Source organism: Pseudomonas sp. LFS044, from assembly GCF_047978245.1.
Taxonomy (GTDB): Bacteria; Pseudomonadota; Gammaproteobacteria; order Pseudomonadales; family Pseudomonadaceae; genus Aquipseudomonas.
In genome coordinates, this window is record NZ_JBFPFX010000002.1 from 48,501 (window position 1) to 72,593 (window position 24,093).

The window sequence follows — 24,093 nt, forward strand, 5'->3', positions numbered from 1 at the left end:
CCTGCCTCTCGCGGGCAAGCCCGCTCCTACAGGTTCACCGCCGTGCTGGCTGTAGGAGGGGGCTTGCCCGCGAAGGGCCGGCCCAGGCGCACACAGTCAAAACTGCACATCGAGAATCACGTTGTCGGTGTAAGTCGTGGCCGGCGGTGTGGCCTGGTCGGTATAGACCTTGGCGTTGTAGTTGAATACCTGGCTGCCGGTCCCGGTGCCCACGCCTGGGTTCACATCGGCATCACTGCTCGACCTTCTCGCACTCGTCAGCGAACCCCAGCGCACGGCACCTGCGCTCTTGAAGATGTCATAAGCCAGGTAGTTGTTGGCCGCAGATTTCATCCGCCGGCGCCCGCCAGCCGCATTCTGGCCGTCATCCAGCCCCACCGTATAGCTGCTGCCCTTGGTGCACGACAAGCTGATACCCTGGCTCACCGTACCAAAGCCCGCCACCACCGGGGCACTGCCAAAGTTGATGTTGGGCGTGGTGATCTGGCAATCGTTGCTGACGGTCAGGGTCACCGTGAGGGTCTGGTTTCCTGAGCCTCTGTCACGCCCCAGGCAGATATTGCCCAGGCCGATGCCCGAACAGTAATCCCACACCCAGGCGAGGTTCAGCGTCTCGGTGTACACACCCGCCGCGACATTGGCGCCAACCACCGTCTTCAGATACAGCGGCACGGTTTTGGGCGAGTTGCCATTGAGCAGCCCCAACGCGTCGATCAGACCGTTGCGGGCGAAGTCGAACTGCGTGCCACGGGCGATGGGGTAGCTAGTGGTGTTATTGGCGTAGATCGTATACGGGATGACATCCCCGGTCGGCCCCCGCAGCCCGGTTCCCGCAGACGTAATGGTGAGGTAGAAGTGATCGCTGTTTACCAGCAGTGACAACAGCGAGCCCGTGCATTGCAGCCCGGCATTGGTCGTCGAGGCATTTTGCACGGCGTTGCGCACCAGCGTCGAGTTGACGGTGCCGAACGCTGCAGGCGCGGTCGCCGGCGACGAGCACAATGCCCAGGCCGAGCTTGCCGGCAGCAGCAGCGTGGCCAGCAACAGGCGACATCGCGCCCTGTTCATCGGCACACCAGCGGGCCGATCAAGGGGATCGAGCCCTCCACCTGCGGCAAATCGAATTCGACCTGGCACTGCCCTCCTCCTTCCAGCTGCACCTGCAGGCGGTTGTGCGGCGACAGGTTCTCCAGGTACACCAACCCATCCCAGCCCACCACCGCCTGGCTCCCGCTTTGCTGGTGGATGACCGTGCTGCCCAGCTTGAGCGGCTGCTGGTTGCCGTCCACCAGTTCGAGGCTCGCGGCCAGCACACGCTTGAGTGGGAATTCCAGCAAGTAGCCGCTGCCACGGCGCACCGCAACCCGCTGCTCCACATTGGGCGCGAGCACGTCGGGCGGCAGGTCCATGGGGTCGATTTCGTATTTGCCGCGGTAGTAGCCACTGCTGTACGGCACCAGCAAATGGCCGCCTTTGTCGGTGCGGCCGATCTCCTGGTTCTCGTAGCGCACCGGCACATCGGCGTAACCATTGGTGCTGACCACCACGAAGGCATCATCGATGCGGTTGGCGGCGAACACCCCGGCATCCATCCACACCAGCGAGCCGCTGGCGTCGGCCCAGCGGGTCATCTCGCCGCTGTTGCCGTAGACGCCAGCCTGCAGCTGTACCGACTGCAGGCGCCAGGTGACATCGGCCTGGCGGTAGGCGTCGCGGTCGCCACCGGTGGCATAGCCCAGGTTGTAACCCACGCCGCCGCCCACCGGCACTGCACGGCTGTAGTTGACCCGCTGCAGGTCTTCGCCTTCCTTGCTGCGCTCCATGCTCAGGGCCAGGGTGCCGCTGAAGTCGATGGGGATCACCCATTGCGCCTGCACCGCCCACTGGCTGTCGCCGACCTCACGGTTGGCCGACAGGTAGAGGCTGCTGTTGCCCCACAGCGGCTTGCTCCAGCTCAGGTTGATCAGCCGTGTGCGCGTGCCGTCACCGGCCCGTACATCGAAGTAACCCGCACCCAGGCTGCCGAAGCGGTCAAGGTTGAGGCTCAGGGTGACCTGCTCGCTGCGCTGGCTCAGTTGCATGTCGGGGCTGTCTACCCGGCTCAGGTCGGCATAATCGCCATGGCGTTGCAGGCGCTGGTAACTGAAGCCCATACGCTGGCTGTTGTACTGGTAGCCGAGGGCGACCTGATGGCCTTTTTCACCGTCGAACTGGCTCTGCGCCAAGGCCGCGTTGAGCACACCGAAATTGCCCAGACGCATGTTGCCGCCCAGGCCGCCGAGAACCAGCGACTCGGCGGTTTCGACGTGGCTTTCCAGGGTGAAGAAGTCACTGACGCCATGGCGCAGGCTGGCCGAAGCCACGCCGGGGCCGTAGCTGAAATCGCGCACGGCATAGTCGCGGCGCAGGCTGCCGGCAGCCACCGTGAAGTCAGAAAGACCTTTTTGCAGCAGGCTGCTGGTGACATAGAACGGCAACGTGGTGGACACCTGCCGACCCAGGGCGTCGGTGGTCACCACCACCGCCTCGCCCGCACCGTTGATGAACGGCACGTTGGTCAGCGTGTAAGGCCCAGGTTGCAACTCGGTGGTGCTGGACTTGTAGCCGTTGATGAACAGGTCCAGCGAGGTGGGCACGGCCGCCTCGCCAGCGAACGCCGGCAAGGGATAGGTGACCAGGTCCGGGCGCGCGGCAAAATCCCGCGACAGCTGCAGGCCGCCGACACGCACCGAGCTGGTCCAGGGCAAGGCACCGGTAACGAAGTCGCCGGCCTCGTAGGTCAGCAAGCGCTGCTCGTCGGTGAAGCGCCAGGTGGTGTCATAACGCAGGAAGCCCTGGCGGCTGTCGTCGGTTACCGCGCCGTTGAACGACTGGCGCCACTGGCCGGTGGTGGCGAAGGTACCCCAGCTGTCGAACAGGCGCAGCTCGTTCCAGGCGGCCAGGTAGGTGCCGCCGTCGTCGGTGTCGTTCAGGTACAGGTCATAGTTGAACAGCGCGCCGAAACTGCTGCGCGCATCGCTGGCCGGGTACAGGTTGCGGTCGCCTACCTGCTGGTCCGGCAGCCACGCGGGCGGTACTTGCAGCAGCAGCCGCTGGTTCTGGCTATCGTAGTCGGTGTGCAGGCCCGCCACGCCGTCCAGCGCCACTTCACCTTCCGGCGCACCCGGCAGCGCGATGCCGGCCGCACGCAGCACTTCACTGTCGAGGAACAGCCGGCCAGCCCGTTGCTGGACGGGCACCAGTTCAGCCCTGGGCACCTGGTTCACCAACAGGTCGAGGTACAGCGTCGCATCGGCGGTGGCGGCGGCTTCGGTGGGCGGCGGCGGCAGGTCGTCGGCCACAGCCAGGCTGGGGCCCAATACGGCCAACCCCAGGTACCAGCGGCGCGTTGCCCGCGACAGCCATTTCACACACGGATTCCGACCATTGCCGGGTCCTCCCTGGCCCCAGAACATCAATCAGTTTCGGGCTCATTGCCCCTGGCGGATCGCTTCGGCAGCCTCCTGGCCGTTCACCCTCCCTTTCAGTACGCCACTGCTGTTGGGTACCACCGGCGCTGGCCAGCGCATGCTGGCGCCGGGCAGCACATAGCCGAGCAGGCCTTCGGCCAAGGGTTTGGCCTGGCTACCCTGCTGCACCACCACGTCCGTGAGGCGCGCGTGCACCGGGCCGGTGTTGCGCAATTCGACATAGGGTTTGCCCTGCACCGTCACCGGCCGCCAGCTCAACTGCGGCTTGCCGACGCCACTGGCGCTGCGTTTGCCTTCCGGGTCCGGCTTGCCCCACAGGCCTTCGCCGTAGACGAACAGCGGCACCGAATAACGCATCTGCAGGCGAATCGCCGCCGTGGCGCCCTGGTTGGCGTTGTCCGTTGGCAGTGGCGAAGGGATTTCGTCGATGATGATGCGGTAGGCTTGCTCCTGGCCGGCCGGCGAGCTGCCGGTGCGGGTCAGGCGGATCAATTGCTTCTGCCCCGGGGCGATGGTGGCCACCGGCGGGCTGCCGATGATCTCGCGCTGCGCCTGGAATTGTTCTTCATAATTACCCTGGCGCCAGGCGAACACCCGCACCTGCAGGCTGGCCGGGGCCGTGCCGCGGTTTTCCAGCCACAGCGCACCGGCCTTCTGGTCCGCTTCCAGTACCGGATCGATCGGCCAGATAAGCACTGAAGTCGCCGCCCCCGCTGGCAAGCTCGCCAGCAGCAATAACCCGATCAAACCCTGCGCCCACTTCGCGCCTGCCCGCATGCCGCTCTCCTTGGTCTAATGTCTGGGGCCCGGTTGTCTCACCAGGTCACCGTCACTTGCACTACATCGGTATAGGTGCCTGCGGGAAGCGTCCCGGTCAGTTGGGTACGCCCATAGACGGGCAGCTTGATCGCGGTTGGGTCGCTGTAGCTCACCACCGCGCTCTGGCCGATGCCCAGGCTCTGGCTGTAGCCCGCATCCTGATAAAGCTGATAGGCCAGCACCTGGGTGCCGCCGCTGCGTTTGAGGTAGCGCGTGCCGCTGGCGGCGTTCTGCCCGCCGTCCAGGCTCATGCTCAGGCTGACCCCCGGCGTGCATTGGAAGGTCACGGTGGTACCCCCCAACGAGGTACTGAGAATGCCGGTCGACAGCGCCGATTGCGTGCCGTAATTGAGCACGCCATAGCTGGTGACACCGCCCACCACCAAGCAACCTGCGGTGATCGTCGCCGAAACCTGGAACGTGCTGCTGGTCGCGGCGTTCCCTGGCGTTGCCAGCAACAGCCCAACCCCCGTGACACAGCCGCCAAGCCAACGGCGCATGGCCGCGGCTCAGAACGACAGCTCGACAGCCACCGTGTCGGTGTAGACCCCGGCCGGCAGGCCGGCCTTGCCGCGTGCCTGGCCGTAGAGGTTGACGGTCTGGGCCACGCCGGTGCTGGTCGGCAGGGTGATGGTGCCGTCGATGGCCAGCAGTTGGGTACGCCCGGTGTCGGTATAGAAGTCGTACGGTACGAAGTTGCCGGCGCCGTCGGCCAGCGCCCGGGTGCCACCGCTCGATGCGCCATCATGGGCGCCCGCGCGCACGCGGATCGCTGGCACCGTGCCGGCCGAGCAGAGGATGCTCATGGCGCCGCCGCCACCGCCCAGCACCTGGCCGTTGGCCGTGGTGAACAGCGCCTCCTGGGTGCCGAAACTGAGGGTACCGAAGTTCAGCCCCGAGGTACCTGTGGTGCCATTGACCTGGCAGGCCGATATCAGCGTCAGGGTCGAGCTGATGGTCCCGGTCACCGTGGCGGCCTGGGCGTGGGATGCCAACGCCAGGCCAAGGCCAGCGAGGATGCAGTGGGTGAGGTTCGTTCGCATCGGAGTCTCCTTGCGTTGTTTACCAGTCCAGGGTCACTCTCAGGGTGTCGCGGTACAGCCCGGCCGGCAGTGCGCGCGGCTGCGCCACCACCACGCCGTAAATCGGAATCGGGACTTGCTCGGTACTGCTGATGGTGAAGGCGCGGGCCTGGCCGATGCCGTAACGGCTGTTGCCGCCCGGGTCGACCGCCAGTTGGTAAGGGATCAGTTCGCGGCCGTTGCTCAGCCTGCGCACACCGTCGTTGCCATTGAGGCCGCCATTGATGCGCACGTTGAAGGCCCTGACCTGTGGCGTGCAGCTGATCTGCAAACTGCCCTCGCCGCCCGCTTCGTCCACTCGGCTGCGCAGCGGCTGGTCCCAGTTCGGGCCGCGCTCGCCAAAGTCCATCAACCCGGGGTTACCGAGGGTCGCGGGCGGCTGGTCGCCGCTGCTGATCTGGCAGGCAGCGCTGATTACCAGGCGCGCCTGGATGAAGCCGGTCGTGGTGCCATGGGCGGTGCCAGCAGGCAACAGCAGAGGGCCAAGGCTGAGCAGCAGGATCGAAGTGCGGTTCATGGCGTGACGTCCTTGTGCATGGTGGCCTCGCTACCAGGTGACCGTGACTTTGAGCAGGTCGGCGTACTGGCCCGCACGCGGTACCCAGGCCAGCTTGTCGATGCGGGCGTAGAGCGGGAGTTCGACCGTGCCGCTGTCGGGCACGCGTGCGGCGTGCGGTTCGCCCACGGCCACCGGCTCGCGCCAGGCGGCGTCGCGGTACAGGCGGTAAGGAATGGGCCGGGCCTGGGTGTCTTCACTGGCCAGAAAGCGCAGCTCACCGGCGCCGCCGTGCTGGCCGCCATCAACGCGCACCTGGTAGTGCGTGTCGGGGTTGCATTCCAGCCGTGGCGGGCGCTGGTTCAGCAGCACGCCACTCAGCGGGGCGCCAGGGCCATCCAGACGTGCGGCAGCGCCCAGGTCGATACGACCCAGGGCCTGTGCGCCCGCATCGCGCTGCTGATTGATCAGCATGCAGCCCCGCTGCACCTGGACCCGCACCTCGACGAGGAAGTCCGCCGCTACGGCACTGCTGCTCAACAAACTGCCGCTCAACCACAGGCCCAACAGCCCGGCCAGAAAGCGTTCCGTCACTTCACGTTCCTTGTTACATGTGTTCTGATTTTGAGCGTAGCAGCCGGGGGCGCAGGCGTGCTCGCCAGGCGCCATTCTTTGGGAGTAATAACAAAGGCTTAACGGGCTGAAGCAACAACCCTCAAGATTTTTCTCAAGCACACCGAACCCACGCACGTTCAATGCCTCCAATGGCCATAGGCCGGCAAAGCCGTGCGCATTCTGGTACGGTGCACAGCGACCAACCGGTCGGCATCACACGCATGCGCGCCATGCATGGACGAACATGACAGGAGCGTATTCATTGACGACCGCAGACATCGCACTCGCCGAAGCCGTGGAACGCTGTGCCCAGGAACCGATCCAGGTACCCGGCAGCATCCAGCCCCACGGTTTCATGCTGGTGCTCGACGACCAGGACATGCGCATCCTCCAGGCCAGCGAAAATGTCGAGCGCTGGCTGGGCGTGCCCGCCCAGGCGCTGGTGGGTTGTGCCTTCGCCGACGTGGTCAGCGAGAATTTCGACCTGCGTACCCACCTTGAGCGCCTGCCCAACGACGATGTGTTCCCGTTCCACATCGGCGATGTAGGCCTGCGCCATGGCGCGCTCGATACCGGCAAGCTGCGCCTGCTCGCCCACCGCCATGACCAGGTGCTGATCGCCGAGTTCGAACCCTTGCGCCAGGCCGCTGGCATCAACGACCAGGGTGACTACTACCCGCTGGTGCGCGGCTTCGTCAGCAGCCTGAACAACGCGAGCAACCTACAAGAGCTGCTGCAGCAGACCGTCCTGCAGATCAAGCGCATCACCGGCTTTGGCCGGGTCAAAGCCTACCGCTTCGATGCCGAAGGCAACGGCGAGGTGCTGGCCGAAGTGGCTGACGACGGCTACCCACAGTATCTCGGCCTGTGCTTCCCTGCGTCCGACATCCCCCGCCAGGCCCGCGAGCTGTACCGGGTAAACCGCATCCGCGTGATCGAGGATGCCGACTACCAGCCCTCACCGCTGGTACCGGCCGCCAACCCGCGCACCGGCAAGCCGCTGGACATGACGTTCGCCGCATTGCGCAGTGTTTCGCCGGTGCACCTGCAGTACATGCGCAACATGGGCACCCTGGCCTCGATGTCACTGTCGATCGTGGTCGATGGCCAGCTGTGGGGGCTGGTCTCGTGCCACCACCAACAGCCCCGCCCGGTCGACCTGCGCACCCGCACCGCCTGCGAGCTGCTGGCCAGCGTGTTGTCGTTGCAGATCGAGTCGCGCGAGTCCCATGCCAATACGCGAAAACTGCTCGACCTGCGCCAGCACATCGTGCGGATGATCTCCTCCATGGCTGACCATGACAGCGTCAGCGACGGCCTGCGGGCGTTGCCCGAGGTACTGTTGGCGTTCGCCGGGGCCAGCGGCGCGGCGGTGATTTCCGCCGAGCGTTGTGACCTGTTCGGCCAGACGCCCCCTGAAGCCCAGGTAAACGCCCTGGTGCACTGGCTGGGCCAGCGCGATGGCGAAACGGTGTTCCATAGCGACAATGTGTGCCGGGACATCGACGAGTTGCCGGAACTGGCCGAGCATGCCGGTGGCGTGCTGGCGGTGGCCATTTCGCAGATCCATTCCCACTACCTGCTGTGGTTCCGCCCCGAGCAGGTGCGCACGGTCAACTGGGCCGGCCGCCCCGAAAAGCAGCTCAGCCCGCAGGGCGCGCTCAACCCGCGGCACAGCTTCGAGCATTGGCAGGAACAGCTCAGCGGCTACTGCGAACCCTGGGATCCGCTAACCCTCGAGGGTGTGGTGGAGCTACGCACTGCCGTGCTCGGTATCGTACTGCGCAAGGCCGAAGAGCTGGCGCAACTGGCCAACGAACTGCGCCGCTCGAACAAGGAGCTCGAAGCGTTTTCCTACAGCGTGTCCCACGACCTGCGCGCGCCGTTGCGGCATATCGCCGGCTACACCGAACTGCTCGGTGAAATCGAAGGCCAAGGCCTGAGCGAACGGGGCCGGCGCTTCCTCACGCACATCTCCGAAGCCGCGCAGTTCGCCGGTAGCCTGGTGGAAAACCTGCTCAACTTCTCGCAGATGGGCCGTTCGGCGCTGCGCCTGTCGGATGTCGACCTCAATGCCCTGGTCGAGGCCATCCGCCAGGAGCTGGCACCGGACTATGAGGGCCGCGAGATCGTCTGGGAGGTCGCGCCGCTGCCCAAGGTGATCGCCGACCCGGCCTTCATCAACCTGGCGCTGCACAACCTGGTGGCCAACGCCATCAAATACACCCGTGGCCGTGAGCCGGCGCGCATCGAGATCGGCGCGCGGCAACACGCCGATGAAACCGAGGTCTATATTCGCGATAATGGTGTCGGTTTCGACATGGCCTACGCCAACAAGCTGTTTGGCGTGTTCCAGCGTCTGCACCGCATGGAAGACTTCGAGGGCACCGGGATCGGCCTGGCCAGCGTGCGCCGGATCATCGAGCGCCACGACGGCCGGGTGTGGGCCGAAGGCCAGGTCGACCAAGGCGCCAGTTTCCATTTCACCCTACCCCGTCATCCAGAGAACACCTGAGGCACCCGAAAGATCATGCTCAAACCTATCCTGCTGGTCGAAGACAACCCCAGGGACCTGGAGCTTACCCTCCTGGCCCTGGAACGCAGCCAGTTGGCCAATGAGGTCATCGTTTTGCGCGACGGCGCCGACGCCCTCGACTACCTGCTGCGCCGCAATGCCTATGCCGGCCGCGACGACGGCAACCCAGCGGTCTTGCTGCTGGACCTGAAGCTGCCCAAGGTCGATGGCCTGGAAGTGCTCAAGGAAGTACGCACCACGGCCGAGCTACGGAGCATCCCGACGGTGATGCTGACCTCCTCGCGCGAGGAGCCCGACCTGCTGCGCGCCTATGAGCTGGGGGTCAACGCCTACGTGGTCAAGCCCGTGGAGTTCAAGGAGTTCGTCGCGGCGATCTCCGACCTTGGCATATTCTGGGCGGTGCTCAACGAACCCCCACCCGGCTCCCTGCGCCTGAACCGGCGTGGCAGCAACTGAGGCCCGCCGCGAAGATGCAGCCAACGCCGCTCAAACTACTGATGGTCGAAGACAGCTCGATGGACGCCGAGCTGACCCTGCTGAGCCTTGAGCGCAGCGGGTTGCTGGTGCAATCGCGGCTGGTGTTCGACCACATCGCCGCCGAGCACGCCCTGCGCGAAACCAGCTATGACCTGATCCTCTGCGACTGCGTGCTGCCCGGCTCGTCCGGCACCGAAGTGCTGGCCATCGCCCAGCGCCTGGCGCCCGACACGCCGTTCATCTACCTGTCCGGCATCTACGGTGAAGAGCATGCGGTGGAGATGATCCGCCTGGGTGCCACCGACTATGTGCTGAAGAAAAACCTGCCCCTGCTGCCCAAGGCCGTGCGCCGGGCGCTCACTGAAGTACACGAGCGCCAGCGCAGGCGCCGTGCCGAGGAAGCGCTGGCGGATGTCGAGGCACGCGCACGCATTGCCATCGATGCCGCCGGCATGGGCACCTGGGACTTCCGGCCGCATGAGGATCTGCTGGTCTGGGACGACCGCTGCAAAACCCTGTTCGGCCTGCCGGTCGACACCGAAATGACCCTGGATGTGTTCTACGCCGGCATTTACCCCGACGACGTGCCGCGGGTGCGCGAGGCGGTGCAACACGCCATGCGCCCGGACAGCGACGGCTTGTACCGGGTCGAGTTCCGCATCGCCCAGCCCAATGGCATGGAACCGCGCTGGCTGCTCAGCAGCGGCCAGAGCCAGTTTGTCGATGGCCAGTGCACGCGCTTTTCTGGCGTGCTGCAGGACATCCACACGCAACGCCTGGCCACCCAGGCACTCAAGCAGCTCAACGAAATGCTCGGCGAACGGGTCGAGCGCCGCACCCGCGAGCGTGACCGCGCCTGGGAGCTGTCCCAGGACTTGCTGGCGGTGCTCAACAAGGACCTGACCCCGGTGGCCTTGAACCCTGCCTGGGAAGCCAGCCTGGGTTTTTCGCGGGAGCGCCTGAGCCAGACCTCGCTGTTGCACCTGCTGCCCGAAGCCGACCAGGAGTCGCTGCTGACCGAGCTGGCCGCCCTCGCCCATGGCCGCACCAGTGCCCGCTTCGTCGGCCGCATCCAGCATGCCGGTGGCCAGCTGCGCTGGCTGTCCTGGGTGGTGGTGCCGGAAGACACGCTGCTTTATGTGGTCGCGCGCGACATTACCAGCGAGCGCGAAGCGTCCCTGGGCCTGGCCGAAGCCAACCACCGCCTGCGCGAGCAGATCACCGAGCGCGAGCGCATCGAGGCGGCACTGCAGCAGATGCAGCGGCTGGAAGCGGTCGGGCAGCTGACGGCCGGCGTCGCCCACGACTTCAACAACCTGCTCACGGTCATCCTCACCGGCGCCAGCTTTCTTGAGCGGGACCTGGGCAAGAATGACCTGGCCAAAGCCCGCACGCGCCTTACGCACATTCGCGAAGCCGGTGAGCGGGGCGCAAAACTGACGTCGCAACTGTTGGCCTTTTCTCGCCGTCAGCGCCTGGAGCCGGTGCCGCTCAACCTCAACCGCACGTTGAGCGGCCTGGAGGAATTGCTGCGCCGCACCCTGGGCGGCAACGTGTCGGTCCGCCTGGACCTGGACCACAGCCTGTGGCAAGCGCTGACCGACCCGACCCAGACCGAAATGATCATCCTCAACCTGGCGATCAATGCGCGTGACGCCATGCCCGAAGGTGGCCAACTGACCCTCGCGACCCGCAACACGCGGATCGACGCACGCCCGCAACGCCCGGAAGACCCCGAACCGGGCGAGTACGTGATGCTGAGCATCCGCGACACCGGCTGCGGCATGAGCGAGGAAGTGGTGGCCAAGGTGTTCGAACCGTTCTTCACCACCAAGGACATCGGCAAAGGCTCGGGGCTGGGGTTGGCCCAGGTGTTCGGCTTTGCCAAGCAGTCCGGTGGCGGCGTGCGTATCGATACCGAGCCGGGGCATGGCACCCAGGTGGCCGTTTACCTGCCGGCGGTGAAGCACGAGGTGGCGGCTGAACCTGTGATACCGGCTGCCTTGCAGTCGGCCAGCGACAGCGGCCGCGACCGTACGGTGCTGCTGGTGGATGACGACCACCTGGTGCGCGACATGCTCGGCGATGTGCTGCGCCAGTACGGTTACCAGGTGCGCCAGGCGCACAACGGCGAACAGGCGCTGGCCTTGCTGGACGAAGAGATCGACCTGTTGCTGACCGACTTTGCCATGCCCGAATTCAACGGCGCCCAGTTGGCCCACGCAGCACGCGAACGGCATCCGCTATTGCCGGTGGTGTTCTTGACCGGGTATGCGGAGTTGCAGGGGCTGGAGTTGCCCGACAGCCTTGTGATGCAGAAGCCGGTGCAGGCTGAAGAGCTGGCGCGGGTGCTGGATGAGCTGTTAAGGGTCGCCAGGTAATCCCAGGTAATTGATGTTGCCCTCACCGGCCCTTCGCGGGTAAACCCGCTCCTACAGGGACAGCGCTGCGCTTGAGGGCGACGCTGGCCCTGTGGGAGCGCCGCCCCTACAGGATCCCCGCCAAATCAGTAAGTTAGCGTTGGTTCAATGAGAGCGGGTTGATTCGCGAAGCGGCCAGCGCAAACGACGGAAACGACAAAACCCAGCGCCGAGATAATCTGCACCGGGTTGAAATACGTATTTGAAAAATGGCAGGGGCGGCTGGATTCGAACCAACGCATGGCAGGATCAAAACCTGCTGCCTTACCGCTTGGCGACGCCCCTGTATCGGATGCAGCGTTAGCTGCTCTGACCATTCCAACTGAGTGACAACTGGGTTGTTGTCTTGGAATGCGCGGCACTTTAACAACAATCTTTCGACCTGTGAACCCCCTGAAGCAAAAAAATGCTTTAAAACAGCAAGTTAGTGTTTGGAGGCGGTAAAGCGTAGTGCTGGGCGACCACCCGTCGGTTTTCCGCCGCTTCGCTTTAACACAATCGCATTCCGCCCTTCCAATCAGATAAGCAATCTGCATTGACCAAGGAGGACGCCATGCCTGTTTCCCACGACCTTTACCAGGACCTGCACTACCCCCGCGAAATCGTCCAGCAGCGGCGCCAGCAGGACAAGACCCTCGACCGCCTGCTCGACGAGTACATCGACATCGACAACCAAGTGCTGGCTGCCGAATCGATTTCGGCGGGCAACTTCCAGGATGACGACCTGCGCCAACTCAAGGAACGCCGCCTGACCGTCAAATACATGATCGAGCGCCAGCTGGAGCGCAAGGCATGACGTATCTGGCCAGGCGATAGATACGCTGCATTTTTTCCATTAGTCAAACCCGCAGAGCTCGGGCAAGCTGCAGCCTGCCATTCCTTCGCCCGAGGAGCTTCGCTTTTGTCTGCCTGGATCCCTTCACCGCTACGCCAGCTCGGCCAACGCCTGCGCACCGCTTCACCCGCCCAGAGTGAACTGCTTGCGTGGTTTGAAGATAAAGCACGCAGCCGCGGCTATCAGCTCAGCGATGGCCAGCGGCGGGTCATTCACAGCATGGCCGAGCAGCTTGCGCGTTTGCCAGGTGGCGAGCCGCGCAGCCTGTACCTGTACGGCTCGGTGGGCCGCGGCAAAAGCTGGCTGCTCGACGGTTTTTTCCAGGCCGTACCCGTCGACGCCAAACGCCGCCTGCACTTTCATGATTTCTTCGCCCGCCTGCACCAGGGCATGCACCGCCACCGGCTGCTGGACGATGCGTTGGGCTCGACCCTGGATGAGCTGCTGGGCGACTGCCAGGTGCTGTGCTTCGATGAGTTCCATGTGCATGACATCGGTGATGCCATGCTGCTCACCCGCCTGTTCAACGCCTTGTTCGCACGCGGCATCTTCCTGCTGGTGACCTCCAACTACGCGCCAGCGGGGCTGCTGCCCAACCCGCTGTACCACGAACGCTTCCTGCCGGTGATTCGCCTGATCGAGGGGCGCATGGAGGTGCTAGAGGTGGGTGGTGACACGGATTTTCGCAGTTTGCCGGCCAACCGTGAGCACCAGCGGTTTACCCAGGGGCACTATGCCTGGCCGGGCGATGCGGCGCAGCGCCAGGCGCTGAATGTGCCGAACCCTCAGCCGATCATGCTGGAAGTGAACAAACGCAACGTGCGTGCGCTGAGCAGTGACGGCCGGCAGGTGATGTTCGCGTTCGACGACCTGTGCGAACAGCCCACCGCGGTTATTGACTACCTGGTGCTTGCCGGGCAGTACGACGCATGGATCATCGATGGGCTGGATGACCTGTCGGAATGCTCACTGGCGGCGCAGCAGCGCTTCGTCAACCTGGTGGATGTGCTGTATGACCAGGACCGGCAGGTGACGGTGATCGGGCGTCGGCCGCTGGAGGACAGCCTGGGTGGGGCGATTGCCGACCTGATGCGTACGCGTAGCCGCTTGGGGCAGTTGCATCAGGTTGGGCCTGACAGCTCCGCTGGCTGAACAAGCCCCATCGCGGGCGAGCCCGCCCCGCAAAGGCTGCGCCGCCCCTGTAGGAGCGGGCTTGCCCGCGAAGAGGCCAGCAAGGCCACCCATCAACCCGCCCGAGGCAAATCCGCCAGCACCGCCTCGATCTCCCCCAGCACCGCCGGATCATCCAGCGTCGATGGCGGCATATACGCCTGCCCATCGGCGATCTTGCGCAGCACCGCGCGCAAGATCTTCCCGGAACGGGTTTTGGGCAGGCGCTTCACCAACCGCACACGGTTGAAACACGCCAGCGCACCTATCTCCTCGCGCACCCTGCCCACCAGTTCGACCAGCAGCTGCCCCTCGCTGATGCCCTCACCATCCTTGAGCACCACCAGCGCCAGCGGCACCTGCCCCTTGATCTCGTCATGCACACCAATTACCGCGCACTCGGCCACTGCAGGGTGGCGCGCCACCAGGTCCTCCATCTCGCCCGTGGACAGGCGATGACCCGACACGTTTATCACATCATCGGTACGGCCCATGATGTAGACGAAACCTTCGTCATCCAGGTAGCCGCCATCGCCCGTATGGTAGTAACCGGGGTAGGTGCGCAGATACGCTTGCAGGTAACGTTCGTGGTCGCCCCACAAGGTCTGGCTGCACCCGGGCGGCAGCGGCAGTGCGATGACAATGGCGCCTTGGTGGTTCGGGCCCAGCAAGTGCCCGTCGTCATCCAGCACGCGCACGTGGTAACCCGGCACCGCACGGTTGCTCGACCCCGGCCGCGCCGCGCTGCCGTCCAGGCCCACGCAAGGCGCGGTGACCGGCCAGCCGGTTTCGGTCTGCCACCAGTGGTCGTGTACCGGTTTGCCAGTGACCCGCTCCAGCCATTCATGGGTGCTGGAGTCGAGTTTCTCCCCGGCCAGGAACAACTGGCGCAACGAGCTGAGGTCATGGTTACGGATCAGTTCGCCGTCCGGGTCTTCCTTGCGGATGGCGCGCATGGCGGTCGGTGCGCAGAACAACGCGTTGACCTTGTATTGTCCAACCACTCGCCAGTAGGCCGAAGCATCCGGCGTGCGGATCGGTTTGCCTTCATAGAACACCGTGGTGCAGCCGCTCATCAACGGCCCGTAGACGATCAACGAATGGCCCACCACCCAGCCGACATCAGATATACCCCACCACACATCGCCGGCCTGCATGCCATAGATGTGGCGCATGGCATAACAGAGCGCCACCGCGTTGCCACCGTTTTCACGGACGATACCCTTGGGTTTGCCCGTGGTGCCGGAGGTATACATGATGTACAGCGGGTCAGCGGCAGCCAGCTCCACGGGGGGCACCGGCTCGGCACCCGCCAGCGCCTCCTGCCAGTCGAGGTCGCGGCCGGGCTGCAACGGGGCGCGGGCCTGGGGCCGCTGCAGCACCAACACATGCCGCGGCTGGTGGCGAGCCAGTTGCAGGGCGCGATCGACCAGCGGCTTGTACTCGATCACCCGGTCGAACTCCAGGCCACAGGATGCCGTCAGCAGCAGCGCTGGCCGCGCATCGTCGATACGCAGGGCCAGTTCATTGGCAGCGAAACCGCCAAACACCACCGAGTGCACCGCACCGATTCGCGCACAGGCAAGCATGGCCATGGCGGCCTGGGGCACCATCGGCATGTAGATGATTACCCCATCCCCTTTGCCTACCCCCAATTGGCGCAGCAGGCCGGCCAGGCGCGCCACTTCGTCCCGCAGCTGGTAAAAGGTGAACGCCTGCTGCACGCCGGTTACCGGCGAGTCGTAGAGCAAAGCCGCCTGCTCGCCACGGCCCAGCTCGATCTGCCGATCAAGGGCCAGGTAGCAACTGTTCAGGCGGCCATCGGCAAACCATTGGTGGGTGCCGTCGGGGTTTTCCTGCAGGGTCAGGGAAGGTTTGCGGTACCAGGCCAGGTGATCGGCCTGCTCGGCCCAGAAGGCGGCAGGGTCGGCAATGGAGTGGGCGTAGCTGTGCTGGTAAGTCATGTTGATGGCAACCCGGTACTTGTTGTTATTGAAGGGCGAATACTGAGTATGGACCGCCACGCCGGGCCCGCCATGGGACTAAAGTCACAACGCATATGCACATTTGCAGGGAGCGCGCAGCCGCCCCATAACAGTGCAAAGGCCGTAGAATAGGCGCCCCTTCAAGCCACAGAGCAGCCCATGGATATCGAGCAGGCCCGAACCTTTCTGGAAATCGTGCGTTGCGGCAGCCTGGTCGCCGCCGCAGAGCGCCTGTTCGTGTCGCAGACGGCCATCACCGCTCGCGTGCAACGCCTCGAGCAACAGCTCGGCTGCCAGCTGTTCGTGCGCAGCCGCAACGGCGCCAGCCTGACCAGCGACGGTGAAGCCTTCGTCAGCTATGCCAACCAGCTGGTACAAACATGGGAGGCGGCGCGCCGCGACCTGCCGCTGCCTCAAGGCTGCCAGCAGGTGCTGCACGTGGGCGCCGAGGTAAGCCTGGGCAACCCGATGCTGCTCGACTGGGTCAGCGCCCTGCACCGCGAGCTACCCAGCCACGCCATCCGCAGCGAGGTGAGCGACGGTGAATCGCTGCTGCGCAAGGTGCAGATGGGCCTGCTGGACGCCGCGCTGGTGTACCAGCCAACCTACGGCCCGGGCCTGCAGGTGGAGCAGTTGATGGAAGAGAAGTTGATCCGCATACGCCGGGTCGATCAGCCCGAACCGTATATCTACATCGACTGGGGCGAGGCGTTCCGCCGCCAGCACGATGCTGCCCTGCCCGACTGCGCGCGCCCGGCGCTCAGTTTCAACCTCGGGCCGCTGGCCTTGCAGTTCATCCTCGACCAGGGCGGCAGCGGTTATTTCCGTACCCGCGTTGTGCAGGCGTACCTGGACAACGGCGTGTTCGAGCGGGTACCGCAAGCGCCGGAGTTCACCTACCCGACGTTCATGGTGTACCCGCGCGAGCGTGACAGCGAGGCCTTGCAACAAGCCTTCGCGGTGCTGCGCCGGCAGGTGGCTGCCGGCGCCAGCGATTGGTCACAACGCTGGGACCCGCTGATCTGAAACGCGCCCGGCATCGCTGAGCAACTGGCGCTTGAGGCCGGCAATCAGGTCGGTCTGGGTGATCACGCCAACCAGCTGCTCGCCATCGAGTACCGGCAGGCAGTGCAGGCCTTGTTCGCACAGCAGCGGCAGCAAGCGCTCCAGCGGATGCTGGCTGCCGACACTGACCACACGCCGGCTCATCACCTGCTCCATGCGCACTGCCTTGCGCCCGAACAGCTGCCGCCAGCTGAACTGGCCACGCTGCATGGCCGGGCCAACCAGGTCGCTGAGGCTGACGATGCCCACCAGCTTGCCCGCTTGCAGCACTGGCAAGGTTTTCAGGTGATGGCTAGTGAGCATCTTCCAGGCTTGTTCCAGGGTGGTGTCCGGCGCGGCGAACTGCACATCGCGGGACATCACCGAGGCTGCGGTGATGCCACCCAGGCTGCGCTGCAAGGCGTGCTGCTCGGTAGCCAGGATGATGCGCTCCAGTTCGTCGCGGGTGACGTCCACGTACTCGCCGATCTCTTCCAATGCCTGGTCCAGGTCTGCACCACTCACCCCGACCCGCTCGCTGGGCAACGGGTCATGGGTGTGATGCAGGTCTTTGCGCGGCGCCGCGCCCTTGGGGTAACGCACACCGGTCAGGCGGTTGTACACGACTGCCACCGCCACCAGGATCAACGCGTTGAGCAGCACTGGCTCAAGCAGGTGGTCGCCCAGCGCCGTGAGCCCCGAGTCGGCCAGCACAGCGCTCACCGCCACGCCGCCACCCGGCGGATGCAGGCAGCGCAACAGGCACATCACCAGGATCGAAATGCCCAGCGCCGCGGCGGCGACCCACAGCTGCGGGCCGAAGCCCTCGCGCATGGCCAGGCCCACAGCGCCGGCCAGGGCATAGCTGCCCAATACCGGCCACGGCTGAGCCAGCGGCCCGGAATGCACGGCGAACACCAGCACCGCCGATGCCGCCAGCGGACCCAGCAGGTGCAGGGCAATGCCGGGGCCATAGACCATGCTGGTCAACCAACCGGCGAGGAACAGGCCAAGCAGTGCGCCGAGGCCAGCACGCAACCATTGTTTGGGGGGGATATTCAGGGGCGCCGGCAACAGCCGCTGCAGACGACTTTCGGAACGCAAGGCAGACATTGGAATGATCGTGTTCGTGTTTTTTTGATTAAAAAGAAAGCCCAGCCGGATTGGCCTGGGCCCTTAGGGGGCTCCGTCCGTGGAGAGATGGAAACCGCAGGGTTTCGTGAGGGGGATTGTGCCGGTAGGCGGTAGGTTTGGGCCAATTCAAATAAATGCGGCTGCACTGCAATTTTTTTGCAGTGCTGATACGCACGCTTGCCGAATCAACGCGCCTTGCGCGGCAGTTCCATGCTCACCCGCAAACCGCCCAGCGGGCTTTCCAGCAAGGCCAGGCGGCCGCCCCAGGCATCGACGATATCGCGCACGATACCCAACCCCAGGCCGTGCCCCTCGACCTGCTCATCCAGCCGCGACCCCCGCTCCAGCACCTGCAAGCGCTGGCTTTCAGGAATGCCTGGGCCATCGTCGTCGACCCATAACCGGTACCCGTCGGCAGTAGACACGATACCCAGCCGCACCTCGCTGTCCGCCCACTTGCAGGCGTTGTCCAGCAGGTTGCCGAGCAGCTCCAGCACGTCCTCGCGGTCCCACGGCAGCAGCAAGCCCGGCGGCACATCACGTTCGAGCAACAGCCCTTCGCCATGAATCATGCCCAAGGTGGCCAGCAACCCGGGCAGCTCGGCATCACAGTCGAATTGCGCCCCAGGCAGCGCATCGCCGGCAAGCCGCGCCCGGTTCAACTCACGGGCCAGGCGTTGCTGGATCTGCTCCAGTTGTTCACGCAGTTGCGCACGCACCTCGGGCAAGTCCTTGAGACGCTCGCTGGACGCCAGGCTCAGCAGCACCGCCAGCGGCGTCTTCAGCGCATGGCCAAGGTTGCCCAACGCATTGCGCGAGCGGCGCAGGCTGTCTTCGGTATGGCTGAGCAAGTGGTTGATCTGCCCCACCAGCGGCGCCAGCTCACTGGGCACCGCGGCATCGAGTTGCGAGCGCTGGCCTTGCTGCAACTGGGCGATCTGCTGGCGCGCACGCTCCAGCGGGCGCAGCGAGCGGGTGACGGTAATGCGCTGCAGCACCAGCACCAGGATCAACGCCACTAGCCCCATGCCCAGGCCGATCTGCTGCAGGCGCCGGAAGCCCTCGCGCACAGGCGAATAGTCCTGGGCCACGCTGATCGAGATGTCCTGCCCCAAGCGCCGATAGTCAGCCCGCAAGGCAAGCAACTGCTGCCCTTCCGGGCCGAGTTCGTGGCTGTCGGAAAGCCCCGGCGCAGAGGGCTTGGGCATATCAAGGTCCCACAGCGAGCGCGAACGCCAGGTACCCTGGTCGAAATCGATGCGGAAGTAATAGCCGGAGAATGGCCGTTGATAGGCCGCGGAAATGCGCCGCTCATCCAGCTGCAAGCCCGATGGCCCACGCACCAGCGCCACCAGCAGGTTCTCGCTTTCCTTGCGCAGGCCGTTTTCCAGGTAGCGCTGCAAGCCGGCCTCGAACAGCCACAAGGTGAGCTGGGCGAGCACCACGCCCACCACCACCAGCACGGCCACCAGGCCCAGGCTCAGGCGTGCCTGGATCGACTTCACGCGGCGCTCCCGGCGTAGATGTAGCCTTGCCCGCGGCGGGTTTCGATGACGCTGCGGCCGAGCTTGCGGCGCAGGTGGTTGACGTGCACTTCAAGCACATTGGAGTCGCGCTCGGTTTCGCCGTCGTACAGGTGCTCGGCCAGGTGGCTTTTGGACAGAATCTGCTGCGGGTGCAGCATGAAATAACGCAACAGCCGAAACTCGGCGGCAGTGAGCTGGATGTCTACCCCCTCGCGGCTCACGCACTGACGGCTTTCATCCAGGTGCAGGCCGGCAGCTTCGAGCCTGGGCTGGTTGGCCAAGCCCCGGGCGCGGCGCAGCAAGGCCTGGATGCGCAGTTGCAGTTCCTCAGGGTGGAACGGCTTGCTCAGGTAATCATCGGCACCGGCCTTGAGGCCCTCGATGCGCTCGGCCCAGGAGCCGCGTGCGGTGAGGATCAGCACCGGCGTGGCCAGGCCGCCTGCACGCCACTGCGCCAGCACCTCCAGGCCCGGCAACCCCGGCAGGCCGAGGTCGAGGATGATCAGGTCGTAGGGCTCACTCTGGCCCTGGTACACCGCATCACGGCCATCGGCCAACCAGTCCACGGCATAGCCCTGGCGCTGCAGGCCGGCGATCAACTCGTCAGCCAGGGGTACGTTGTCCTCGACAAGCAACAGGCGCATTCAGTCGTCTTCCTCGTCTTTGAGCAGGGCGCCGGTACTGGCGTCGAGCTTGATCTCGCGCACCACCCCTTGCGGGGTCAACAGCTCGACTTCGTATTCGTAGCGATCATCGTCTTCTTCCAGCTCGGCCTCCAGCAGACGCGCCCCGGGGTAGCGCCCCAGGGCGGTCTCGAGCAGTTGTTCGAGCGGCAGGATGATGCCCTTCTGGCGCAGCTGCAGGGCTTCATCCTGGTCCAGGTCGCGGGCCGCGGCCAGGGAGCAGACGGCCAGCAGCGATAACGCCAGGTAACGCGCCGGCCGGGATAAGTGGATCATCAGCGGTCCTGTTCGTCCTTCAGTACTTCACCGGTCTTGGCATCCAGATCGACGTCCCACTCGACATTCTGCTGATCACGCAGCTCGACCTTGTAGATGTAGCGGCCGTACTCGTTTTCCAGCTCGGAATCGGTGACGGTGGCGCCTGGGTGCTTGGCTACGGCGGCGGCCTTGAGCTCATCCAGCGACTTGATGGTCTTGGCGTTGACCAGCTTGACCACTTCGTCAGGCTGGACGTCTTTGGCCAGGGCAACGTTGGCACCCAAAGCAAGCGCAGCGGCAGTGAACAGGGCAGTCAAAGTTTTCATGGGTTCTCTCCATCGAGATGTGTAATTTGTCTACGGGGTTAAGATTATCCACCGGTCCTTAACTCAACCTGAAAACAACTGGCGCCATGATAGCGCAGGTAAACTGCGTTGCCTGCTTCGCCGGCAAGCCCGCGCCTACAAGCCCTGGAGTCCAATGAGCGCTATCCATATCAAATTTCCCGCCCTGACCTTCAAGGCCGGCCAGCGTGCCTTGCAGCAAATCCGTGAACGCGGCCTGCAGGCAGCTGATGTGGGCGTGCTGCCGGGTGCGGCGGGTGGGCCCAAGCCCTTGGGCATCCAGGGCCTGGACCTTGCACTGTTCGGTGAATGGCTGCCTTCGGCGCCACGCCAGCGGGCTTTGATAGGGGCCTCGATCGGCTCTTGGCGCTTCGCCAGCGCCTGCCTTGACGACCCGGTCGAAGGCCTGCGGCGCCTGGGCGAGCTGTATACCGAACAAGATTTCGCCAAGGGCGTCACGCCGGCCGGCATCAGCCGCAGCTGCCAACGCATGCTCGACGACCTGCTGCAGGGCCGCGACGGGCAGATCCTCGCCAACCCGCACTATCGCCTGAATATCCTGGTGGTCAAAAGCCATGGCCAACTGGCCCACGACCACCGCGGCCGCCTGGGCATGGGCCTGGGTTCGGTGATCGCCAGCAACCTGCTGGGCCGCGCGCGGCTGGCCCGGCATTTCGAGCGCATCATCCTGCACGACGCGCGCGCTGCGCCGCCGCTCGATGCACTCACCGACTTCCCATCACGCTGCTTGCCATTGGCCCTGGGCAACCTGCGCCATGCCCTGCTGGCGTCTGGGTCGATCCCGATGGTGATGGAAGGCGTGCGTGACATTCCAGGCGTTGGCAGCGGCACTTACCGCGACGGTGGCCTGCTCGACTACCACCTCGACTTGCCCTACCGCGGCGACGACCTGGTGCTCTACCCGCATTTCACCGACAAGGTGGTGCCCGGCTGGTTCGACAAGGCCCTGCCTTGGCGCAGGGGCGACGCCACGCGCCTGCAAAACGTGCTGCTAATGACGCCGTCGCCGCAGTACCTGGCCGCCCTGCCCTTCGGCAAGCTGCCCGACCGCAACGACTTCAAGCGCTTCATGGGCGATGCCGCCAGCCGCAAGCGCTACTGGTACAAAGCCATTGCCGAGAGCCAGCGCTTGGGCGACGAGTTGCTGGAACTGATCGCCACCGGGCGGTTGCATGAACGCCTGCAAGCCTTGTAACGGCCATGCTGGTAGACTGCGCGCATTACTGATTCACGCAGAGTTATAAAAGTGGAAATCTTCAAGGAATTTACATTCGAATCGGCCCACCGCCTGCCCCACGTCCCGGCTGGCCACAAATGTGGCCGCCTGCACGGTCACTCGTTCAAGGTCGGCCTGCACCTGACCGGCCCGCTCGACCCGCACACCGGCTGGATCCGCGACTTCTCTGAAATCAAGGCGATCTTCAAGCCGATCTACGAGCAGCTGGACCATAACTACCTGAACGATATCCCTGGCCTTGAAAACCCTACCAGCGAAGTGATCGCCAAGTGGATCTGGGACCAGGTCAAGCCGCTGCTGCCGGAGTTGTCGAAGGTGCGTATTCATGAAACCTGCACCAGCGGCTGCGAATACAGCGGCGATTGATTGGCGCCGCGCTAACCGAGCACGGGGTCAAGGTTTGGCAACGAGCGGGCGAGGGTGAGGAGGCACGCAAGGGTTGGATACCTGCAGGCTGAACTGGCCACGCTCGCCGCGACGGTTGTTAAGGTATGCAACCTGCTCGACCTTTCGCCTCACTTGCAGACCGTCCGCGCTGTAGAGCTTCATGTTCAAGAACAATTGCCCTTCTTGCAGCCGCTGCGGATTCAGGCCAGGGATGTGCCACAGTGGCGTTTGTCGCCCGACGGTCAGCTTGTACAGTACCGTGTCCAGATCGATAGGCGAGTCGACGGGTAGCGCCACGGATGTCCCGAAGGGGTCTCGCAACGCAAGCCTGGGCGGGTCGTCCTTGAGCACACCGGCATCCGAGCCCGCCGAGTAAAAGCCCAGGTAACCGCTGCGACTGACGTCGAGCCAGTATTCCAGTGAAGGCCAGCGGTCCACGTTTTTGCCCTCATATGCCGGGCGGATCTCGTAAACGAAGCCTGTTGCAAATCGATAGACACCAAACCAGAAATTGTCACAGAACGCACGCTGACGACCCTCGCCCGGCCACAGCTGGTCAAGCAGGAAGGATTGCAACATTTCTTCGCCGTAGTCCAGGCTGGTCATCAGCCAACCATCGTCACCATTCCAATCATCGAATTCGGCCCAGAACGGCCGGGTAATTTCATTATCGTCAAACTGGGCAGCCCGCAACGGTGCATCCAGCAATTGCCAGCGGCATGTCGCGGTAAAACTCAGCAGCGGTTCAAAACACAGGTCCGCCATCATCGGTACTCCATACGCTCGATAAAAACGCACAATGGCGCCTTTTCAATGCATGGAGCAGGAAGAAGGCTTACCTCAGCTCGGCACGCAGGAAGGCAGGGGCTATATAGCGCTGGTAATGCGCCTCGGACAGCAGGAAGAATTCGCGGTCGATGGCATCGCGCAACTGCGGCAGATCCCAATCGCGGAATTCAGGCATCAAGGCCATCCCGTAGGCCTCCAGGTCGCGAATCATCCGCGCCCCGCGGGCAATCAGCTGATACGCCCAGCAGTATTCGGACTGCTGCTCGACAAAACGGATCGAACGCTGCTGCAGCTGCTGGCGCAGCAAACCTTTGTCGAACACTTCCAGCTTGGCCATCATCACCTGCACCAGCAGCTGCTCCAGGCGCAGCCACACAGCGCGCTTCTGCGCCTCGTCATAGCCATTCCAGTGGATCACTTCATGGTGAAAACGCTTGCAGCCACGGCACACCGTGTCTCCATACACCGTGGAGCAAAGGCCGACGCAAGGGGTCTTGATGGATTGGTTGGACATGAAAAAACAACGGCTTGGCGGTGGAACACAGGCCCATGTTAGCCCTTTGTCTAACCACGGTCACTCGTTAAAGTCATGTTCGCCGCCTTACCTTCCGCGACAATTTGCCGTAGAATCATCCCGCCTTTTCAAGGCAACAATGTCCGTTGGAAGCTGTTTTCAAAGCGTCACGAGCACAGTTAATCCGGTAGAACGGCGTTGGCCCGGGCCATGCACCCTCGCATGCCCGCGCCAGCCCTCATCAGCTCCCC

At 64.4% G+C, this 24,093-nt stretch carries 23 protein-coding genes and 1 tRNA gene; 8 read left to right on the plus strand and 16 right to left on the minus strand.

The features are described 5' to 3' along the window. Nucleotides 1-96: 96 nt before the first annotated feature. From ACNQPL_RS01760 to ACNQPL_RS01790, 7 genes are read right to left on the minus strand one after another with little or no spacing between them, the layout of a single operon-like run. Nucleotides 97-1,068 (minus strand): spore coat U domain-containing protein, encoded by a 972-nt coding sequence (locus tag ACNQPL_RS01760; protein ID WP_416465563.1) that lies wholly within the window; start codon nt 1,066-1,068, stop codon nt 97-99. Further along, the gene (locus ACNQPL_RS01765) at nt 1,065-3,410 is read right to left on the minus strand and encodes a fimbria/pilus outer membrane usher protein (RefSeq protein WP_416465565.1); all 2,346 of its coding nucleotides are present in this window, start codon (nt 3,408-3,410) and stop codon (nt 1,065-1,067) included. Before ACNQPL_RS01765 ends, ACNQPL_RS01760 begins: the two co-directional genes overlap by 4 nt. Before the next feature lie 60 nt (nt 3,411-3,470). Further along, complete coding sequence (locus tag ACNQPL_RS01770) at nt 3,471-4,247, minus strand: molecular chaperone (protein WP_346615483.1); 777 nt, start codon at nt 4,245-4,247, stop codon at nt 3,471-3,473. A 38-nt stretch (nt 4,248-4,285) separates the two neighbouring features. After that, nucleotides 4,286-4,789 carry a spore coat U domain-containing protein gene (locus tag ACNQPL_RS01775; protein WP_416465567.1) on the minus strand — a complete coding sequence of 168 codons (504 nt, stop codon included), beginning with the start codon at nt 4,787-4,789 and terminating at the stop codon, nt 4,286-4,288. 9 nt (nt 4,790-4,798) lie between these two features. Then, on the minus strand, nt 4,799-5,332 hold the full coding sequence (locus ACNQPL_RS01780) for a spore coat U domain-containing protein (protein ID WP_346615481.1): 534 nt from the start codon (nt 5,330-5,332) through the stop codon (nt 4,799-4,801). A gap of 19 nt (nt 5,333-5,351) precedes the next feature. Continuing rightward, the gene (locus ACNQPL_RS01785) at nt 5,352-5,888 is read right to left on the minus strand and encodes a spore coat U domain-containing protein (RefSeq protein ID WP_346615480.1); all 537 of its coding nucleotides are present in this window, start codon (nt 5,886-5,888) and stop codon (nt 5,352-5,354) included. A gap of 30 nt (nt 5,889-5,918) precedes the next feature. After that, nucleotides 5,919-6,461, minus strand: coding sequence for a spore coat U domain-containing protein (locus ACNQPL_RS01790; RefSeq protein ID WP_346615479.1), 543 nt, complete (start codon nt 6,459-6,461; stop codon nt 5,919-5,921). 265 nt (nt 6,462-6,726) lie between these two features. On the opposite strand from ACNQPL_RS01790, the gene ACNQPL_RS01795 reads away from it, so the two are divergent. The 3 genes from ACNQPL_RS01795 to ACNQPL_RS01805 are packed head-to-tail and all read left to right on the plus strand — an operon-like array spanning nt 6,727 to nt 11,876. Beyond that, a complete protein-coding gene (locus tag ACNQPL_RS01795; protein WP_416465570.1) occupies nt 6,727-8,997 on the plus strand; it encodes an ATP-binding protein in 2,271 nt (756 codons plus the stop codon). A 15-nt stretch (nt 8,998-9,012) separates the two neighbouring features. After that, entirely contained in the window at nt 9,013-9,474 is a 462-nt protein-coding gene (locus ACNQPL_RS01800; protein WP_416465572.1) for a response regulator, read from the plus strand. Between the two features lie 14 nt (nt 9,475-9,488). After that, the gene (locus tag ACNQPL_RS01805; RefSeq protein WP_346615476.1) at nt 9,489-11,876 is read left to right on the plus strand and encodes a response regulator; all 2,388 of its coding nucleotides are present in this window, start codon (nt 9,489-9,491) and stop codon (nt 11,874-11,876) included. A gap of 249 nt (nt 11,877-12,125) precedes the next feature. On the opposite strand, the gene ACNQPL_RS01810 is transcribed toward ACNQPL_RS01805, so the two are convergent. Continuing rightward, nucleotides 12,126-12,200: transfer RNA gene (locus tag ACNQPL_RS01810), tRNA-Gln, on the minus strand. Nucleotides 12,201-12,468: 268 nt separating this feature from the next. Between ACNQPL_RS01810 and ACNQPL_RS01815 the strand changes: the two genes are divergently transcribed. Beyond that, nucleotides 12,469-12,711 carry a hypothetical protein gene (locus ACNQPL_RS01815; protein WP_387531037.1) on the plus strand — a complete coding sequence of 81 codons (243 nt, stop codon included), beginning with the start codon at nt 12,469-12,471 and terminating at the stop codon, nt 12,709-12,711. A gap of 105 nt (nt 12,712-12,816) precedes the next feature. Beyond that, nucleotides 12,817-13,902: a cell division protein ZapE gene (gene zapE / locus ACNQPL_RS01820; RefSeq protein WP_416465575.1), complete on the plus strand. Its 1,086-nt coding sequence runs from the start codon at nt 12,817-12,819 to the stop codon at nt 13,900-13,902. Nucleotides 13,903-13,994: 92 nt separating this feature from the next. On the opposite strand, the gene ACNQPL_RS01825 is transcribed toward zapE, so the two are convergent. Then, on the minus strand, nt 13,995-15,884 hold the full coding sequence (locus ACNQPL_RS01825) for a propionyl-CoA synthetase (protein ID WP_416465784.1): 1,890 nt from the start codon (nt 15,882-15,884) through the stop codon (nt 13,995-13,997). Between the two features lie 180 nt (nt 15,885-16,064). On the opposite strand from ACNQPL_RS01825, the gene ACNQPL_RS01830 reads away from it, so the two are divergent. After that, nucleotides 16,065-16,931 (plus strand): LysR family transcriptional regulator, encoded by an 867-nt coding sequence (locus ACNQPL_RS01830; RefSeq protein WP_346615472.1) that lies wholly within the window; start codon nt 16,065-16,067, stop codon nt 16,929-16,931. Here ACNQPL_RS01830 and ACNQPL_RS01835 read toward each other — a convergent pair. From ACNQPL_RS01835 to ACNQPL_RS01855, 5 genes are all read right to left on the minus strand, one after another. Then, entirely contained in the window at nt 16,905-18,062 is a 1,158-nt protein-coding gene (locus ACNQPL_RS01835; RefSeq protein WP_346615471.1) for an HPP family protein, read from the minus strand. The genes ACNQPL_RS01830 and ACNQPL_RS01835 overlap by 27 nt on opposite strands. A 206-nt stretch (nt 18,063-18,268) precedes the next feature. Continuing rightward, entirely contained in the window at nt 18,269-19,588 is a 1,320-nt protein-coding gene (locus tag ACNQPL_RS01840) for a sensor histidine kinase (RefSeq protein WP_416465577.1), read from the minus strand. Beyond that, nucleotides 19,585-20,253 carry a response regulator transcription factor gene (locus tag ACNQPL_RS01845; protein WP_346615469.1) on the minus strand — a complete coding sequence of 223 codons (669 nt, stop codon included), beginning with the start codon at nt 20,251-20,253 and terminating at the stop codon, nt 19,585-19,587. Before ACNQPL_RS01845 ends, ACNQPL_RS01840 begins: the two co-directional genes overlap by 4 nt. Further along, nucleotides 20,254-20,568 (minus strand): PepSY domain-containing protein, encoded by a 315-nt coding sequence (locus ACNQPL_RS01850; RefSeq protein WP_346615468.1) that lies wholly within the window; start codon nt 20,566-20,568, stop codon nt 20,254-20,256. Then, the gene (locus tag ACNQPL_RS01855) at nt 20,568-20,876 is read right to left on the minus strand and encodes a PepSY domain-containing protein (protein WP_346615467.1); all 309 of its coding nucleotides are present in this window, start codon (nt 20,874-20,876) and stop codon (nt 20,568-20,570) included. Before ACNQPL_RS01855 ends, ACNQPL_RS01850 begins: the two co-directional genes overlap by 1 nt. A 154-nt stretch (nt 20,877-21,030) precedes the next feature. Between ACNQPL_RS01855 and ACNQPL_RS01860 the strand changes: the two genes are divergently transcribed. Together ACNQPL_RS01860 and queD are read left to right on the plus strand one after the other, a co-directional pair. After that, entirely contained in the window at nt 21,031-22,110 is a 1,080-nt protein-coding gene (locus tag ACNQPL_RS01860) for a patatin-like phospholipase family protein (RefSeq protein WP_346615466.1), read from the plus strand. 51 nt (nt 22,111-22,161) lie between these two features. Continuing rightward, entirely contained in the window at nt 22,162-22,518 is a 357-nt protein-coding gene (gene queD / locus ACNQPL_RS01865) for a 6-carboxytetrahydropterin synthase QueD (protein WP_056800268.1), read from the plus strand. A gap of 27 nt (nt 22,519-22,545) precedes the next feature. Here queD and ACNQPL_RS01870 read toward each other — a convergent pair whose 3' ends face one another. Together ACNQPL_RS01870 and ACNQPL_RS01875 are read right to left on the minus strand one after the other, a co-directional pair. Beyond that, a complete protein-coding gene (locus tag ACNQPL_RS01870) occupies nt 22,546-23,307 on the minus strand; it encodes a hypothetical protein (protein WP_416465580.1) in 762 nt (253 codons plus the stop codon). A gap of 67 nt (nt 23,308-23,374) precedes the next feature. Further along, nucleotides 23,375-23,842 (minus strand): DUF1289 domain-containing protein, encoded by a 468-nt coding sequence (locus tag ACNQPL_RS01875; protein WP_416465582.1) that lies wholly within the window; start codon nt 23,840-23,842, stop codon nt 23,375-23,377. Between the last annotated feature and the right edge of the window lie 251 nt (nt 23,843-24,093).